Below are 14,718 nucleotides of genomic sequence, written 5' to 3'. Positions count from 1 at the left end.
GGGGGCCCGGCGGCAGCGTGAAGGGGGCGGGCGGCAGCCCCGCCTCGGCCCGGGACCACGGGGCGCCTCGCGACTGCATCACCAGCGGCGCCGGCCCCGACGAGAACTCCACCATCCACTCCGCGGTCTCGGACCGCACCAGCTCCGTGACGTCCTCCGAGAAGCGGCGCAGGACGGTCAGGCACCGCTCCGCCGCCTCGCTCGCGGTTCCCTCCGTCGGGCCCAGGACCTCCCGTACGTTCTCGGAAGCCCAGTCGAACTGCAACGTCTGGAGCCGGCGCTGGACCGCCTGCGCCGTCGCCACGTCCCGCATCCAGCCCGACGTCAGCCCGAAGAACCGGTCGCAGGCCAGGCAGGCGGCGCCCAGCAGCAGCGACAGGTATCCGTACGGCAGCAGGCCGGAGGCGGAGCCGGTCAGCTCCAGCAGCGGCATCGAGGCTCCGGCGATCGCCCCCGCCGCCGCGCCGATCCGCAGGACCCGTGCACCGCGGCGCTTCCACGCGCGGTCGGACAGATACCACTCGGCGGTGCGCAGCGCATCGGCTTCCACCCGCCGGTAGAGCTCGTCCAGCCGCTCGGCCGGCTCGCCCCAGTCCCCGAGAGGGAACGGTCCGCCGGTCAGGTCGCCCGCCGCCATCGGTCCGCTGCCCTCCTCCCGGGGATCCCGGGGATCCCGGGGTGGCCCCTCGGGCTGCATCTCCGGCTGGCTCACCCGGCACTCCCTCTGCCTGCGCTGACGTGTGGTGGTGCGCGTGTGCGCAATGATGCGCATGCTCTTCCTACCTTCGAATGGCGGCCGATGGGCGACGAATCCCCGGTTTTCCGCCCGCAAGGAGGGCTCCATCAGGTACGCGCACGCCCCGTCTCTCACTCGAAAGAGTTGGTCCTCACGGCGTAGGGCGCGCCGCGCGGGGAGCACGTAGGCTCGGATTGACCAAGCTGCCCCAGGCTTGGACGACGTTACGGAGTGAGTGACCTGTGATTCCCGGTGGTGGCCAGCCCAACATGCAGCAGCTGCTCCAGCAGGCCCAGAAGATGCAGCAGGACCTTGCCGCGGCCCAGGAGGAACTGGCCCGTGCCGAGGTGCAGGGCCAGTCCGGCGGCGGTCTGGTCCGGGCGACCGTCACCGGTTCCGGTGAACTGCGTGCACTGGTGATCGACCCGAAGGCCGTGGACCCGGAGGACACCGAGACCCTCGCCGACCTGGTCGTCGCGGCGGTCCAGGCGGCGAACGAGAACGCACAGGCGCTCCAGCAGCAGAAGCTCGGCCCGCTGGCCCAGGGCCTGGGCGGCGGCAGCGGCATCCCCGGCCTCCCGTTCTAGTCCCCTCCCCACCCACCCACCCCTCCCGAAAGAAGGCAGTCCGTGTACGAAGGCGTGGTCCAGGACCTGATCGACGAACTGGGCAGGCTGCCCGGCGTCGGGCCCAAGAGCGCGCAGCGGATCGCCTTCCACATCCTGCAGGCCGAGCCCACCGACGTCCGGCGCCTCGCGCACGCGCTGCTGGAGGTCAAGGACAAGGTCCGGTTCTGCGCCGTGTGCGGGAACGTGGCGCAGGAGGAGCGGTGCAACATCTGCCGCGATCCGCGCCGCGACACCACGGTCATCTGCGTGGTCGAGGAACCGAAGGACGTCGTCGCGATCGAGCGGACCCGCGAGTTCCGGGGCAAGTACCACGTCCTGGGCGGTGCGATCAGCCCGATCGAGGGCGTCGGCCCGGACGACCTGCGCATCCGCGAGCTGCTGGCGCGCCTCGCGGACGGCGAGGTGACCGAGCTGATCCTCGCCACCGACCCGAACCTGGAGGGCGAGGCGACCGCCACGTACCTCGCCCGCATGATCAAGCCCATGGGCCTGAAGGTGACCCGCCTGGCCAGCGGGCTCCCCGTCGGGGGAGATCTGGAGTACGCGGACGAGGTCACGCTCGGGCGGGCCTTTGAAGGAAGGCGACTTCTCGATGTCTGACGCAACGCTGCACGCCCTGGCCCAGGATCCGGACGACTTCGCCGTCCAGATCGCGGACCAGATCGAGTCCTTCATCGTCGCGGTCGCCGAGGTGGCCAAGGGCGAGGACCCGGACAGCGCGGTGCCCTTCCTCCTCCTGGAGGTGTCCCAGCTGCTGCTGGCGGGCGGCCGGCTGGGCGCGTACCAGGACGTCCTGCCCGACGAGCGCTACGAGCCCGACCTCGGCCCGGAGCCGGACGTGGACGAGCTGCGCGAGCGGTTCGCGTACATGCTCGACCCGGTCGACGTGTACTCCGAGGTCTTCGACCCGTACGAGCCGCGCAAGGCGCCGGTGGCGCACCGGATCTCCGACGACCTGGCCGACGTGGTGGCGGACCTGCGGCATGGGCTGGCGCACTACCGGGCGGGCCGGACGGCCGAGGCGCTGTGGTGGTGGCAGTTCTCGTACTTCTCCAACTGGGGCCAGACCGCCTCGGCGACGCTGCGCGCCCTCCAGTCGCTGGTCGCGCACGTCCGGCTGGACCAGCCGCTGGAGGCGCTGGACGGCCTGGACACCGACGAGGACCTGGCCGAGGACGACCTCGCCGAGCAGGCGGGCCGGGTCATGGCCGAGGAGCTCGGCACCATCGGCCGCGCCCCGGTCCGCCGGCCGGTCGGTGAGCTGTAGCCGGTCGGCGGGCCGCGGTCCGGCCGGGTTCCCGGCACCCGGCCCGCTCCCGGCAGCCCGGCCGTCCCGTCACGTCCCGTCATGATCACGGGTTGAACCCGATGTCTCATGATGTGGTACGCGGCGGCCGTATTGCGGTCGCTCGTTAGACTGGCCCGCGACCGCAGTACTGGATTGAGCGAGGAGCGCACGTGGGCCTTGTCGTGCAGAAGTACGGAGGCTCCTCCGTAGCCGATGCCGAGGGCATCAAGCGCGTCGCCAAGCGGATCGTGGACGCCAAGAAGAACGGCCACCAGGTGGTCGTCGTGGTTTCCGCGATGGGCGACACGACGGACGAGTTGATCGATCTCGCCGAGCAGGTATCCCCGATGCCCGCCGGACGTGAGTTCGACATGCTGCTGACCGCCGGAGAGCGGATCTCCATGGCGCTGCTGGCCATGGCGATCAAAAACCTGGGTCACGAGGCCCAGTCGTTCACGGGCAGCCAGGCGGGTGTGATCACCGACTCGGTCCACAACAAAGCGCGCATCATCGATGTCACGCCGGGCCGCATCCGTACGGCGCTGGACGAGGGCAACATCGCCATCGTCGCCGGCTTCCAGGGCGTGTCGGCGGACAGCAAGGACATCACCACCCTCGGCCGGGGCGGCTCGGACACGACCGCCGTCGCGCTCGCCGCGGCGCTGGACGCCGAGGTCTGCGAGATCTACACCGACGTCGACGGTGTGTTCACCGCGGACCCGCGTGTGGTGAAGAAGGCCCGGAAGATCGACTGGATCTCCTCCGAGGACATGCTGGAGCTGGCCGCGTCCGGTTCCAAGGTGCTGCTGCACCGGTGCGTCGAGTACGCACGCCGCTACAACATCCCGATCCACGTCCGCTCGTCCTTCTCGGGACTGCCGGGCACCTGGGTCAGCAACGAGAATCCGCAAGGGGACGCGCAGGTGGAGCACGCCATCATCTCCGGAGTCGCTCACGACGTCTCCGAAGCCAAGATCACGGTCGTCGGCGTCCCGGACAAGCCGGGCGAGGCCGCGGCGATCTTCCGCGCCATCGCGGACGCCGAGATCAACATCGACATGATCGTGCAGAACGTGTCCGCCGCGTCCACGGGCCTGACGGACATCTCCTTCACCCTCCCCAAGGCCGAGGGCCACAAGGCCATCGACGCCCTGGAGAAGGCGAAGGGCGCCATCGGCTTCGACTCCCTGCGCTACGACGACCAGATCGGCAAGATCTCCCTGGTCGGCGCGGGCATGAAGACCAACCCGGGCGTCACCGCCTCGTTCTTCCAGGCGCTGTCCGACGCGGGCGTCAACATCGAGCTGATCTCGACCTCCGAGATCCGGATCTCGGTCGTCACCCGGGGGGACGACGTGAACGACGCCGTCCGCGCCGTGCACACGGCCTTCGGTCTCGACTCCGACAGTGACGAGGCCGTCGTCTACGGAGGCACCGGACGATGACGACCCGGTCGGCCCCGGCACCGGCACTCGCCGTGGTCGGGGCGACCGGAGCGGTCGGCTCCGTCGTGCTCCAGGTCCTGTCCCAGCGGGCGGACGTCTGGGGCGACATCCGGCTGATCGCCTCCGGGCGGTCGGCCGGCCGCATGCTGACCGTGCGCGGTGAGGAGAGCGAGGTGCTCGCCCTCACCGAGGACGCCTTCGACGGCATCGGCCCGGGCGACGTGGTGCTGTTCCTGACCCCGGCCGAGGTCTCGGCCCGCTGGGCGCCGGTCGTCGTCACGCGCGGGGCCGTCGCCGTCGACCAGTCCGCGGCCTTCCGGGAGGACGCCGAGGTGCCGCTCGTGGTGCCCTGCGTCAACGCGCAGGCCGTACGGATGCGGCCGCGCGGGATCGTCGCGAGCCCGGACTGCGTCACCGCCGCGATGATCGCCGCCCTGGGCGCGCTGCACGCCGAGTACGCGCTGGCCGACCTGACCGTGTCCTCGTACCAGGCCGCGAGCGCGGCCGGACGGGCCGGTTCCGAGACGTTGCGCCGCCAGCTGTCGCTGGTCGCCGGTACCTCCCTGGGCGAGCACACCGGGGACGTGCGCCGTGCCGTGGGCGAGGACGCCGGTCCCTTCGCGGCCCCGCTGGCCCTGAACGTGGTGCCGTGGTCCGGCGAGCTGCGCGAGGGCGGCTGGTCCTCGCACGAGCTGGCCGTACGGGCGCAGACGCGCCGGGTCCTGCACCTGGACGCGCTGCCGGTCGCGGTGACCTGTGTACAGGTGCCCGTGCTGACCGGGCATTCGCTGAGCGTACGGGCGCGGTTCGAGGCCGAGGTGAACGCCTCGCACGCCCGGGAGATCCTGGAGGCCGCGCCCGGCGTGGTCGTGGTGGACGACCCGGCGGCCGGGGAGTTCCCGACTCCGGTGGACGCGGCCGGGACGGATCCGGCATGGGTGGGACGGCTGCGGGCCTCGCTCGACGATCCGCGCTCCCTGGAGTTCTTCGTGTGCGCGGACAATCTCCGCAACGGGTCCGCCCTGAATGCCACTCAGATCGCGGAACTGATCGCTGGTGAATTCGCGTAATTCACTTTGTAGGATCAGTGCTGATCCCTTGATCAAGGTGATGGCCTGACTGCCGCCTGGACGGGCGGGGCAATCAGGAAGAGCGGGTACGCATGAGGGCAATCGAGACTTTGCTGGTGAGGCGGCCTCACGCGTACAACCCTGGTGGGGGGACGCGTGTCCAACTGGCGTGGCAGAGGCACTTCTCGACTTCGCCGTCGTACCGGCGCGCAGCGCAACCAGTGCGCCGCGCCGGCCTTCGCGCGTGCCCGTGCCCGCGTCCGGCGGTTTCCCGGTGATCGTTCCCGTCCCGCCGGCCGTACCGCTCGCCGCGCCCCCTGCCGTACCTGCCCGGGGCGGCCGCGTGCCCGCGCCCCGCGATAGCGCGGAGGCCGCGGGGACCGGCGAGGAGGTCTCCGCCGCTGCCGAGTCCGCCGCCGAGTCCGCCGCCGTCGTCGCGGGCACCACGGTCGACCACCTCACCGAGACCTACCAGGCCCACTACCGTTCGCTGCTCGGCCTGGCCGCGCTGCTCCTCGACGACACCGCCTCCTGCGAGGACGTCGTCCAAGAGGCGTTCATCCGGGTCCACTCGGCCCGCAACCGCGTGCGCGATCGGGACAAGACACTGGCGTATCTCCGCCAGACCGTCGTCAACCTCTCGCGCTCCGCGCTGCGCCGCCGCATCCTCGGCCTCAAACTGCTCTCGAAGCCGATGCCGGACATGGCCAGCGCCGAAGAGGGCGCGTACGACCAGCTGGAACGGGACGATCTCATCAAGGCGATGCGCGGACTCCAGCGGCGCCAGCGCGAGGTGCTGGTGCTGCGGTACTTCGCGGACATGACGGAGGCCCAGGTCGCCGAGACGCTCGGCGTCTCGCTCGGCTCGGTCAAGGCGTACGGATCGCGGGGCATTGCCGCGCTGCGGGTGGCGATGGAGGCTGCGCAGTCATGAGGGACGACCACACTCCGCCGGGCGGGGCGGGCGAGGAAGAGGCGCTGCGGAGCCTGTTGCGCGGAGCCGTCGAGGGCCTGGAGCCCTCCGCGGGCGCGCTGGAGCGGCTGCAGTACGCGGTCCCCGTGCGCCGGACGCGCAAGCGGCAGGCCGTCATCGGGGCGGTGGCCGCCGTGCTGCTGGCCGGGACGGCCGTCCCGGCGGCCCTGCACCTGCACATCACCGGCGGCGAGGGCTCGGCCACCGACCACTCCGCCATGGCGGGGCACGGCGAGCAGCCCGGCGCCACGGCGGGCGACGGTACCTCCGACCCGCACCAGAACGGGGCCGGCACCGCGCCGCAGCCCGGCAAGGCAGCGGGCAAGGGCGTGGAGACGGGCGGGCCCGGCACCCACCCCGACGCGCAGACCGGCGGCGCCCCGACCGGCGGCGCCACGGCCGGCCCGGACGGCGGCGGGACCTCGGCGGGCGCCTCGGCCGGCACCGGCCCGATGCCCCCGGTGGCGGCGTCCGGCGTGTCCGGGTGCAGCGCGGAGCAGCTCGGGGTGCAGGGCAGCGCCCGGGCCCCGGAGTCCGACGGCAAGGTGTACGGCAGTTTCAAGGTCACCAACGTGTCGGGGCGCGGCTGTACCGTCGTCGGCCCGGACACCGTGACCGCGGCCTCGGTGTCGGCGGCCGCGCCCGGCCAGTCCGCCGGGGTCACCGTGGTCGGCCACACGGCGGGGGACCCGGCGGCCGGTCTGCCCGACCCGTCGACGGAGACGCCGCTGCTGCTGCTCCAGCCGTACACGGCGTACGAGGTCCGCTTCGCGTGGGTGCCCTCGGCGCAGTCCTGCCCGGCGGCCACGCCCGACGCGGGACCCAAGCCCCCCGCCGGCGGATCCCCGGACACCGGGCAGCGCACGGCGGGGGAGGCGGCCACCGCGAAGGGGCCGGAGCCGGACACCGCAGGCAAGGCCCCGGAGACGACCGGGGTGGCGGTGACGCACACGCCGAACACGGCGCTGCCGGGTGCGCCCACCACGCAGACGACGATCCCGTCGGCCTGCGGCGGGACGCTCTACCGGACGGGCGTCATTCCGCTGGACGCGCCGAAGCCGTAGCGCCCTCCGTGGCGCCGGCCGTGGCGGCGGCCGGAGCCGTGGCCGTGCCGGCAGTCGCCGTCGCGGCGGAAGCGGCCTCCTGCGGCAGCAGTCCGGCCTCGGCGTCGCGCAGGGTCTCCACCTCGCGGCGGTAGAGCCGGAACCACATGAACAGCACGAACGCGGCGAAGACGAACCACTCGCCGGTGTAGCCGAGGTTCTGGAAGGCCTTCAGGTCGAGCCCGGTGTTGCTCGGCGCCTGCGCGGGCACCGGGGTCAGCCCGTCCGCCGGGGTCTGCACCGTCAGCCACGCGTCGTACAGCTCGTACGGCACGAGGTTGACCAGCGAGGCCGCCCCGATCACCCCGAGCTGCCCGGCCGGCAGGCCGCCCTCGGCGTGGACGCCCTTGGTGGTGGAGTTCTCGGAGGCCTGGAGCGCACCCGTCACCTCGACCCGCCCGGTCGGCGCGGCCGGCGCCTTCGCGGCGTCCGCGGTGCCCGGCAGCCAGCCCCGGACCACCGGGACGGCCTTGCCGGAGTCGGTCCGCAGCAGGGTCAGGACGTAGAAGCCGCTCTTGCCGTCGAGCAGCCGGTCGGGGACGAGCAGTTGCTCGGCGAACTCGCCGGAGGCGGAGGCGAGGCGTCCGGAGGTCTTCTTGTCCACCGGAAGCAGCGACTCCAGCGGCGCGGCGGTCTCGGCGGCGGGCCGCTCGGCGGTCGCCTCCCGGTGCGTGTCGACGCGGTCCTCGAACCGGCCGAGCTGCCACGTCCCCATGAACAGGCAGACGGGCACGGCGAGGGCGACGAAGACGTTGATCCCCCACCAGCGCGGGGTCAGGAGAAACCGGTGCACCCCACCACCGTACGGGGGGTGCACCGGATCTTCGGGGCCGGGGCTACCGCGGCAGGTGCTTCAGCGCGAAGTCCAGCTCCATCCGGACCTGCTTGATCCGCTCCTCCACGACGAGCGAGCCGTGCCCGGCGTCGTACCGGTACACCTCGTGCACCGCGCCGCGCGCCGCCAGCCGGCCGACGTAGTTGTCGATCTGCCGGATCGGGCAGCGCGGGTCGTTGACGCCCGCCGCGATGTGGACGGGAGCCGTCACCGCGTCGACGTAGGTGAGCGGCGAGGACGCCTCGAAACGGTCCGGGACCTCCTCCGGCGTCCCGCCGAACAGGGTGCGGTCCAGGGCCTTCAGCGCCTCCATCTCGTCGTGGTACGCCGTCACGTAGTCGGCGACCGGCACGGCGGCCAGGCCCACGGCCCAGGCCCCGGGCTGCGTGCCCAGCCCCAGCAGGGTCAGGTAGCCGCCCCAGGAGCCGCCGGAGAGCACCAGCCGCGCCGGGTCGGACAGGCCCGAGGCCACCGCCCACTCCCGGACGGCCGCGATGTCCTCCAGCTCGATCAGGCCGACGCGGTGCTTGAGGGCGTCGGTCCACTCCCGGCCGTAGCCCGTCGAGCCCCGGTAGTTGACCCGGACGACCGCGAAGCCGTGGTCCAGCCAGGCCGCCGGCGCCGCCGCGAAGGCGTCGCTGTCGTGCCAGGTCGGCCCGCCGTGCACCTCGAACACCGTCGGGAACGGCCCCTCGCCGTGGCCCTGCGGCCGCTGCGCCAGCGCGTGGATCCGCCCGCCGGGCCCGTCCACCCACACGTCTTCCACCGGCACCGAGCCCGGCGGCCGGAACCCGGGGGGATCCAGGACGACCCCGCCCGCGGTGGACCGTACGGACGAGGGCTCGGCCGCGGAGGACCACTGGTACTCCACCGTGCCGTCGGGCCGGGCCGTCGCGCCCGAGACGGTGCCGGGCGGGGTGTCCACCCTGACGAGGTCCCGCGCGGCCAGGTCGTAGCGCCAGAGCTCGCTGCGCGCCTCGAAGCCGTGCGCGATCAGCAGGGCGGAACCGTCCGGGTACCACTCGGCGCTGACGTCGCCCGGCAGCTCGACCGCCAGGTCCTGCTCGGCTCCGGTGGCCACGTCCCACAGCATCGGCTCCCAGCGGCCGCGTCGCTGGTGGCCGACCAGCAGCCGGGTGTCACCGGCGACGGGGGCGAAGCCGAGGACCTCCAGGCCCAGCTCGACCGTGCCGCCCCGGGAGTCGTCGAGCTCGGCGACCGTGGCGCCGTCGAGGGTGACCACGCGCAGCGCCGAGTGCATGGCGTCGCCGTGCTCGGTGTGCTCGATCGCGATCAGGGTCCCGTCGCGGGAGAGGTCGCCCACGCCGGCGGACTCCCGGTGCCGGTAGATCACCTCGGGTCCGGCGGCCCCCGGCCGCAGCACGTGGATGGTCGAGCCGTCCTCGTCGGTGGACCGGCCGACCACCGCCGTCCCGTCGCGGCCGATGGCGAGTCCGGCGGGGTACGAGGGTTCCAGCCCGGGGGTGGCCGGCTCGTCGGGACCGCCCGCGAAGGGCTGGCGCACCCAGGTGCCGAACTCGTCGCCGTCGGTGTCGGAGAACCACCAGATCCACTCGCCGTCGGGGGAGAGCGTTCCGTCGGTGGTCCCGTTGGGCCGGTCCGTGGCCTGCCGCTGCGTGCCGGTGGCCCGGTCCCAGGCGTAGAGCTCGTACGTCCCCGTCGCGTTCGAGACGAAGAGCGAGCGGTCCGGGGCGTCCTCCGCCCAGTCGGGCAGCCCGATGCGCGGCGCCCGGAAGCGCTTCTCCCAGTCGGGCATGGCCGTGTTGTCAGTCATACCCCCCATGTAACCCGATTGGCGCTGCCGGATGGTCGCGGCGGCCGGGAGGGGGCAGCGTGGGCGGGGTCCCACCCAGCCGTTTTCCAGTGAGGAGTGATCATGGCGAACAAGCGCAAGGAACAGACTCACGAGGACCGTCGGACGTCGGATTCCCGGATGCCGGGCAAGCCGGCGCAGCTGGTCGAGGACGTGCGGGAGGCGCAGACGATGGCCATGAAGGAGGACCGGATGCGGGAGCAGCGCCGCAAGGGCGGGCACGGCTGACCGCTGCGGATGCCGCCTCCTCCGAACGGGGGGACAGTGGAGGGCGTAGGCCCTCCGGCGTGTCCCGAGGAGGAGTGACCATGGCCAAGAAGGCTCGTGCCGGTACGGCACAGGCCGCGGAGCGCGAGCGGGAGCGGGCGAAGAACACGGCGGCCGAGGCACGTGCCAAGGCGGCGGTCAGAGACGTGCAGTCCGTCTCCGCGAAGACGCGGGGCATGCAGCAGAAGGCCCAGGCCAAGCGCGGCTGAGACCGCGACGGGCCGGGCCGTGGCGGCTGCCGCTGCCCGTGGATTGCCGGTTTCACGGGTGGTGGCCTGTGGTTTCCCCCGGGGAACCACGGGCCACGGTCGTAGGCTGGCCGCATGCGGATGATCGTCCGGGGTGCCCGGCTGCTCCACACCGACGGCCTGTCCGACGTCGAGGTCGCCGAGGACGGCCGCATCGCGCGCGTGATCCCGTACGACGACCAGAAGGAGCCCCCGGCCACCGGCGTCCTGATCGAGGCGCACGGCGGGCTGCTGACGCCCCCCTTCGTGGAGCCGCACATCCACCTGGACACCGCCCTGACCGCCGGGGAGCCCCGCCCGAACGCCTCGGGGACCCTGTGGGAGGGCATCGCCTGCTGGAGCGAGCGCAAGCGCACCCTGACTCGCGAGGACGTCGTCGCGCGGGCCACGCAGGTGCTGCGCTGGCAGGCCGCCCAGGGCGTGCTGCACGTACGGACCCACTGTGACGTCACCGACCCGTCGCTCACCGCGCTGGACGCGCTGCTGGAGGTCCGCGACCGGGTGCGGGACGTCCTGACCCTGCAGATCGTCGCCTTCCCGCAGGAGGGCATCGTCTCCTTCCCGGACGGAGAGGCGCTGCTGCGCGAGGCGGCCCGGCGCGGCGCCGACGTCGTCGGGGCGATCCCCCACTTCGAGGACACCCGCGAGGACGGCGTCGCGTCGCTGGGCATCGCCTTCGCGGTGGCCGAGGAGCACGGCCTGCGCGTGGACGCCCACTGCGACGAGATCGACGACGAGCAGTCCCGGTTCGTGGAGGTGCTCGCGGCGCTCGCGCTGCGCACGGGCCTGCGGGAGCGGGCCACGGCCTCGCACACGACGGCGATGGGCTCCTACGGCGGTGCGTACAGCTACAAACTCCGGCGGCTGCTGTCCCGTTCCGGGATCAACCTGGTCTCCAACCCCTTCGCGAACCTGGGCCTCCAGGGCCGCTTCGACGACTACCCCAAGCGGCGCGGCCTCACGCAGGTCAAGGAGATGCTGGCGGCGGGCGTCAACGGGGGGGGCGGGGCCCACCCCGGGGAGTGGCCCGGGGCACCCCCCCGCCCCCCGGACCCCCCCCCCACCCCCCCCCCGGGGGGGGGGGGGGCGCGCCGGCCCCGGGGGGGGGGGGGGGGGCGCGCCCCCCGCCCCCCCCCCCCCCCACGACGTGATGGACCCGTGGAACCCGCTCGGCACCGGGAACCCGCTCCAGACCGCCCTCGTCGGGCTGTACGCGGCCCAGCTCACGGGAGCGGACGAAATCCCGGTGGCCTACGAGATGGTGACGGAGCGTGCGGCGCGCGTCCTCGGCCTGACGGCCGCCGAGTACGGCATCGCGCAGGGCGCCCCCGCCTCGTTCGTGCTGCTGCCGGCCGAGACCCCCGCGGAGGCCCTGCGCCGCCAGGTCCGGCCGCGGTACGTGGTCGCCCGGGGCACCGTACTCGCCGAGACGCCGCCGGCGCCGGCGCGGCTGAACTGGCCCGGGGAGCCGCCCGCGGACGTGGACTTCCGCCCGGCGGGCCGGTCGTAGGACGGCGCCCGCCCCGGCGGTAGCCTGCGCGCATGTCGTGGGACGAGGACGGAACACCGCACCCGCTCGCACTGCGCCGGACCGGCCGCAGCGAGCAGGAGGCGGACCGGCTGCCCGAGGTCCGGGAACTGGAGGTGCTCGGCTGGGAGCCCGCGCCCGAGGACACGCTGTGGGTGTTCCTCCCCTACGTGTGGCCCCCGGCGGCCCGGACCTGGATCCCGGACCGGTCCACCCACTGGGCGGTCCGGACCCGGCTGGACGGCCACGGGCACATCACCGGCGTCGAGGCCGCCCCGCTCGCCGACCCCGACCTGCACGACCTCGACTGGGAGGCCGACGAGGTCCTCACGGCCCTCGGCCTCCCGCACCGGCCCCCGGACCGCCTGTGGCTGCTGCGCCCCCTCGGCTCCCACCCCACGGTGGGGGCGGTCCTCGAACACCTCCGCACGGTGGCGCGGGAACGCGGCGTCGAGGCCCGGCCCACGGCCGCCTTCCTCGCCCTGACCCGTGCCGAGCTCGCCTCGATGACCACCGGGCCCGACGGCTGACGGCCTCCCGGCAGCGGCGATCATATGAACGCCCGACCGGAAGATCCGAGCAAGGAGCCAGAAACCCATGTGGAAGTGTGAGCCCGTAGTCGGCGCGAGCCTCGACGTCGCCGAAGTCACCGCCCTCTACCGGGCGTCCACCCTCGGCGAGCGCCGTCCCGTCGACGACGTCGAGCGGTTCACCAGGATGCTCGCCGGCGCCAACCTCGTGATCACCGCCCGCCTCGACGGCCGGCTGATCGGCATCGCCCGCTCGGTCACCGACGGCGCGTACGCCACGTACCTGAGCGACATCGCCGTGGACGCCGGGTTCCAGCGCCGGGGCGTGGGACGGGACCTGATCCGGGCCACCCGGGAAGCCGCCCCGCAGGCCAAACTCATCCTGCTCGCGGCCCCGGCGGCGGTGGAGTACTACCCGCACATCGGCTTCGACCGCCACGAGTCCGCCTGGACCCTGGACTCCCTCGCCTGACCCGGCGGCCGACGACCGGGTGATCACCGGGGCCGAAGCCCGCACGCCACCGCGCACCGGTGGTCACCCGATCAGTCACCCAGACGCAGAAAGAGCCGGTGCAGATTGCTCTGCACCGGCTCTCACCTGGTACTTCTCTGTCGGGGTGGCGGGATTTGAACCCACGACCTCTTCGTCCCGAACGAAGCGCGCTGCCAAGCTGCGCTACACCCCGATCGCCGCCTTGCAGCAGTTGCTGTCCTGGCGACATCGATTACTTTAGCGGACCCTCGGCCGGAGACGAAATCCGGTTTGCGCGAGGGGCCGGCGGGCCCCGGCGCGGTGGGGGTCAGGCCTTCGGGGTCAGGGTCAGGAGGGTGGCTTCCGGGGGGCAGGCGAAGCGGACCGGGGTGTAGCGGTTCGTGCCGCAGCCCGCCGAGACGTGGAGGTAGGCCCGGTGGCCGTCCGCCTCGTGCGTGGAGAGCCCCTTGACCCGCTTGGTGTCCAGGTCGCAGTTGGTGACGAGTGCCCCGTAGAAGGGGATGCACAGCTGCCCGCCGTGGGTGTGCCCGGCGAGGATCAGCGGGTACCGGTCGGCCGTGAAGGACTCCAGGACGCGCAGGTACGGGGCGTGCACGACGGCCATCGAGAAGTCCGCGTCGGCCTCCGGCCCGCCCGCGACCCGCTCGTAGCGGTCCCGCTTGATGTGCGGGTCGTCGAGGCCGGTGAAGGCCAGTTCCAGGCCGGGCAGTTTCAGGCGGCCGCGGGTGTTGGTGAGGTTGACCCAGCCCGCCGCGTCGAAGGCGTCCCGCATCTCCTCCCACGGGTTGTGGACGGCGCCGACGACCGGCTTGTTGCCGTTGAGGCCGTGCCGTCCCTGGACCTTCTCGATCAGGTAGCGCCCGGGGTTGCGCAGCCGCGGCCCGTAGTAGTCGTTCGACCCGAAGACGTACACGCCCGGGAAGGACATCAGGGGTCCCAGGGCGTCCAGCACCTCCGGAACGCCCTCGGTGTCGGAGAGGTTGTCGCCGGTGTTCACGACGAAGTCGGGGCGCAGACCGGCCAGGGACTGGAGCCAGGCGCGCTTCTTGTGCTGTCCGCCGACCATGTGGATGTCGGAGACCTGGAGCACGCGCAGCGGGCGCATCCCGGCGGGGAGGACCGGCACGGTGATCCGGCGCAGGCGGAACGACCGCGCCTCGAAACCGGCGGCATAGGCCACACCAGCGGCCCCCACGGCCGCGATCGATGCGGTGACCTTCAGGGGTACTCCGTAACGCGCACGCATGGCCCCATCGTCGCAGACGCGGAAAACCGGCGGGCGCCACCGCCCTTCGACCTGGCAGACTCGGGGCATGACCACGCTCAAGGCCAAGCTCCAGGAAGACCTCACCACCGCCATCAGGGCGCGCGACGAGCTGCACTCGTCCACGCTGCGCCTGACCCTCGCCGCCATCACCAAGGAGGAGGTCGCGGGCAAGGAAGCGCGCGTGCTCTCCGACGACGAGGTGCTGAAGGTGATCGCCAAGGAGGCGAAGAAGCGCCGCGAGGCCGCGGAGGCCTTCGCGCAGGGTGGTCGTCCCGAGCAGGCCGCGCGCGAGACGGCGGAGGGCGAGTTCCTCGACACCTACCTGCCCAGGCAGCTCAGTGACGACGAGCTCGGCGCGATCGTGGCCCAGGCGGTCGAGGAGGCCAAGGCCGCGGGTGCCGAGGGGCCGCGCGCCATGGGCGCCGTCATGAAGATCGTGGGCCCGAAGGTGGCCGGTCTGGCGGAGGGCGGC

Annotated in this window: 17 protein-coding genes, 1 tRNA gene and 1 pseudogene; 14 read left to right on the top strand and 5 right to left on the bottom strand. The window is 73.0% G+C overall.

Going from position 1 to position 14,718, the window contains the following annotated elements; translation table 11 throughout:
* Positions 1-712 (bottom strand): SLATT domain-containing protein (locus ACFXA3_RS15755; RefSeq protein ID WP_385187109.1); only part of this gene is annotated, 712 nt, incomplete at its 3' end.
* 266 nt (positions 713-978) lie between these two features.
* Between ACFXA3_RS15755 and ACFXA3_RS15750 the strand changes: the two genes are divergently transcribed.
* From ACFXA3_RS15750 to ACFXA3_RS15720, 7 genes are all read left to right on the top strand, one after another.
* A complete protein-coding gene (locus ACFXA3_RS15750) occupies positions 979-1,323 on the top strand; it encodes a YbaB/EbfC family nucleoid-associated protein (RefSeq protein ID WP_385187108.1) in 345 nt (114 codons plus the stop codon).
* 42 nt (positions 1,324-1,365) lie between these two features.
* Positions 1,366-1,965: a recombination mediator RecR gene (recR, locus tag ACFXA3_RS15745; RefSeq protein WP_385187106.1), complete on the top strand. Its 600-nt coding sequence runs from the start codon at positions 1,366-1,368 to the stop codon at positions 1,963-1,965.
* Entirely contained in the window at positions 1,958-2,632 is a 675-nt protein-coding gene (locus ACFXA3_RS15740) for a DUF5063 domain-containing protein (protein WP_385187105.1), read from the top strand. The genes recR and ACFXA3_RS15740 overlap by 8 nt, the downstream gene beginning before the upstream one ends.
* Before the next feature lie 191 nt (positions 2,633-2,823).
* On the top strand, positions 2,824-4,098 hold the full coding sequence (locus tag ACFXA3_RS15735; RefSeq protein ID WP_054226178.1) for an aspartate kinase: 1,275 nt from the start codon (positions 2,824-2,826) through the stop codon (positions 4,096-4,098).
* Entirely contained in the window at positions 4,095-5,168 is a 1,074-nt protein-coding gene (locus tag ACFXA3_RS15730) for an aspartate-semialdehyde dehydrogenase (protein ID WP_385187104.1), read from the top strand. The genes ACFXA3_RS15735 and ACFXA3_RS15730 overlap by 4 nt, the downstream gene beginning before the upstream one ends.
* Positions 5,169-5,337: 169 nt before the next feature.
* Positions 5,338-6,102, top strand: coding sequence for a SigE family RNA polymerase sigma factor (locus tag ACFXA3_RS15725; RefSeq protein ID WP_385187102.1), 765 nt, complete (start codon positions 5,338-5,340; stop codon positions 6,100-6,102).
* Positions 6,099-7,205, top strand: coding sequence for a hypothetical protein (locus ACFXA3_RS15720; RefSeq protein ID WP_385187101.1), 1,107 nt, complete (start codon positions 6,099-6,101; stop codon positions 7,203-7,205). Before ACFXA3_RS15725 ends, ACFXA3_RS15720 begins: the two co-directional genes overlap by 4 nt.
* Here ACFXA3_RS15720 and ACFXA3_RS15715 read toward each other — a convergent pair.
* Together ACFXA3_RS15715 and ACFXA3_RS15710 are read right to left on the bottom strand one after the other, a co-directional pair.
* The gene (locus ACFXA3_RS15715) at positions 7,177-8,037 is read right to left on the bottom strand and encodes an SURF1 family protein (RefSeq protein WP_385187099.1); all 861 of its coding nucleotides are present in this window, start codon (positions 8,035-8,037) and stop codon (positions 7,177-7,179) included. The two genes, ACFXA3_RS15720 and ACFXA3_RS15715, sit on opposite strands and share 29 nt — an antisense overlap.
* Positions 8,038-8,080: 43 nt before the next feature.
* Positions 8,081-9,874, bottom strand: coding sequence for a prolyl oligopeptidase family serine peptidase (locus ACFXA3_RS15710; RefSeq protein ID WP_385187097.1), 1,794 nt, complete (start codon positions 9,872-9,874; stop codon positions 8,081-8,083).
* A 102-nt stretch (positions 9,875-9,976) separates the two neighbouring features.
* Here ACFXA3_RS15710 and ACFXA3_RS15705 point away from each other — a divergent pair, with 102 nt between their 5' ends.
* The 6 genes and pseudogenes from ACFXA3_RS15705 to ACFXA3_RS15680 all read left to right on the top strand — a co-directional run bounded on the left by ACFXA3_RS15705 (position 9,977) and on the right by ACFXA3_RS15680 (position 12,958).
* Positions 9,977-10,141, top strand: a complete 165-nt coding sequence (locus ACFXA3_RS15705; RefSeq protein WP_385187096.1) for a hypothetical protein — start codon at positions 9,977-9,979, stop codon at positions 10,139-10,141.
* Between the two features lie 80 nt (positions 10,142-10,221).
* A complete protein-coding gene (locus ACFXA3_RS15700; protein ID WP_376195290.1) occupies positions 10,222-10,389 on the top strand; it encodes a hypothetical protein in 168 nt (55 codons plus the stop codon).
* Positions 10,390-10,503: 114 nt separating this feature from the next.
* Positions 10,504-11,376, top strand: a pseudogene (locus tag ACFXA3_RS15695) (amidohydrolase family protein); the annotation flags it as partial.
* A 202-nt stretch (positions 11,377-11,578) separates the two neighbouring features.
* Entirely contained in the window at positions 11,579-11,938 is a 360-nt protein-coding gene (locus ACFXA3_RS15690; protein WP_385187111.1) for an amidohydrolase family protein, read from the top strand.
* A gap of 32 nt (positions 11,939-11,970) precedes the next feature.
* Positions 11,971-12,486: a DUF5956 family protein gene (locus tag ACFXA3_RS15685; protein WP_385187094.1), complete on the top strand. Its 516-nt coding sequence runs from the start codon at positions 11,971-11,973 to the stop codon at positions 12,484-12,486.
* Between the two features lie 67 nt (positions 12,487-12,553).
* Complete coding sequence (locus ACFXA3_RS15680) at positions 12,554-12,958, top strand: GNAT family N-acetyltransferase (protein ID WP_385187092.1); 405 nt, start codon at positions 12,554-12,556, stop codon at positions 12,956-12,958.
* Between the two features lie 140 nt (positions 12,959-13,098).
* Here the strand turns inward: ACFXA3_RS15680 and ACFXA3_RS15675 are convergent.
* Both ACFXA3_RS15675 and ACFXA3_RS15670 read right to left on the bottom strand, forming a co-directional pair.
* Positions 13,099-13,172, bottom strand: a tRNA-Pro gene (locus tag ACFXA3_RS15675).
* Between the two features lie 114 nt (positions 13,173-13,286).
* Positions 13,287-14,225 (bottom strand): metallophosphoesterase, encoded by a 939-nt coding sequence (locus ACFXA3_RS15670; RefSeq protein WP_327132974.1) that lies wholly within the window; start codon positions 14,223-14,225, stop codon positions 13,287-13,289.
* A gap of 67 nt (positions 14,226-14,292) precedes the next feature.
* Between ACFXA3_RS15670 and ACFXA3_RS15665 the strand changes: the two genes are divergently transcribed.
* Positions 14,293-14,718 (top strand): GatB/YqeY domain-containing protein (locus ACFXA3_RS15665; protein ID WP_385187090.1); only part of this gene is annotated, 426 nt, incomplete at its 3' end.

Source organism: Streptomyces sp. NPDC059456 (assembly GCF_042750055.1).
Classification (GTDB): Bacteria; Actinomycetota; Actinomycetes; order Streptomycetales; family Streptomycetaceae; genus Streptomyces.
The sequence above is the reverse complement of the archived record's forward strand: the minus strand, read 5'-3'. Positions and strand labels throughout refer to the sequence as shown.

Coding starts and splice junctions, on each gene's coding strand:
- ACFXA3_RS15705 (WP_385187096.1), top strand. CDS start 9,977: ATGGCGAACAAGCGCAAGGAACAGACTCACGAGGACCGTCGGACGTCG.
- ACFXA3_RS15710 (WP_385187097.1), bottom strand. CDS start 9,874: ATGACTGACAACACGGCCATGCCCGACTGGGAGAAGCGCTTCCGGGCG.
- ACFXA3_RS15685 (WP_385187094.1), top strand. CDS start 11,971: ATGTCGTGGGACGAGGACGGAACACCGCACCCGCTCGCACTGCGCCGG.
- ACFXA3_RS15720 (WP_385187101.1), top strand. CDS start 6,099: ATGAGGGACGACCACACTCCGCCGGGCGGGGCGGGCGAGGAAGAGGCG.
- ACFXA3_RS15730 (WP_385187104.1), top strand. CDS start 4,095: ATGACGACCCGGTCGGCCCCGGCACCGGCACTCGCCGTGGTCGGGGCG.
- ACFXA3_RS15670 (WP_327132974.1), bottom strand. CDS start 14,225: ATGCGTGCGCGTTACGGAGTACCCCTGAAGGTCACCGCATCGATCGCG.
- ACFXA3_RS15740 (WP_385187105.1), top strand. CDS start 1,958: ATGTCTGACGCAACGCTGCACGCCCTGGCCCAGGATCCGGACGACTTC.
- ACFXA3_RS15700 (WP_376195290.1), top strand. CDS start 10,222: ATGGCCAAGAAGGCTCGTGCCGGTACGGCACAGGCCGCGGAGCGCGAG.
- ACFXA3_RS15690 (WP_385187111.1), top strand. CDS start 11,579: ATGGACCCGTGGAACCCGCTCGGCACCGGGAACCCGCTCCAGACCGCC.
- ACFXA3_RS15680 (WP_385187092.1), top strand. CDS start 12,554: ATGTGGAAGTGTGAGCCCGTAGTCGGCGCGAGCCTCGACGTCGCCGAA.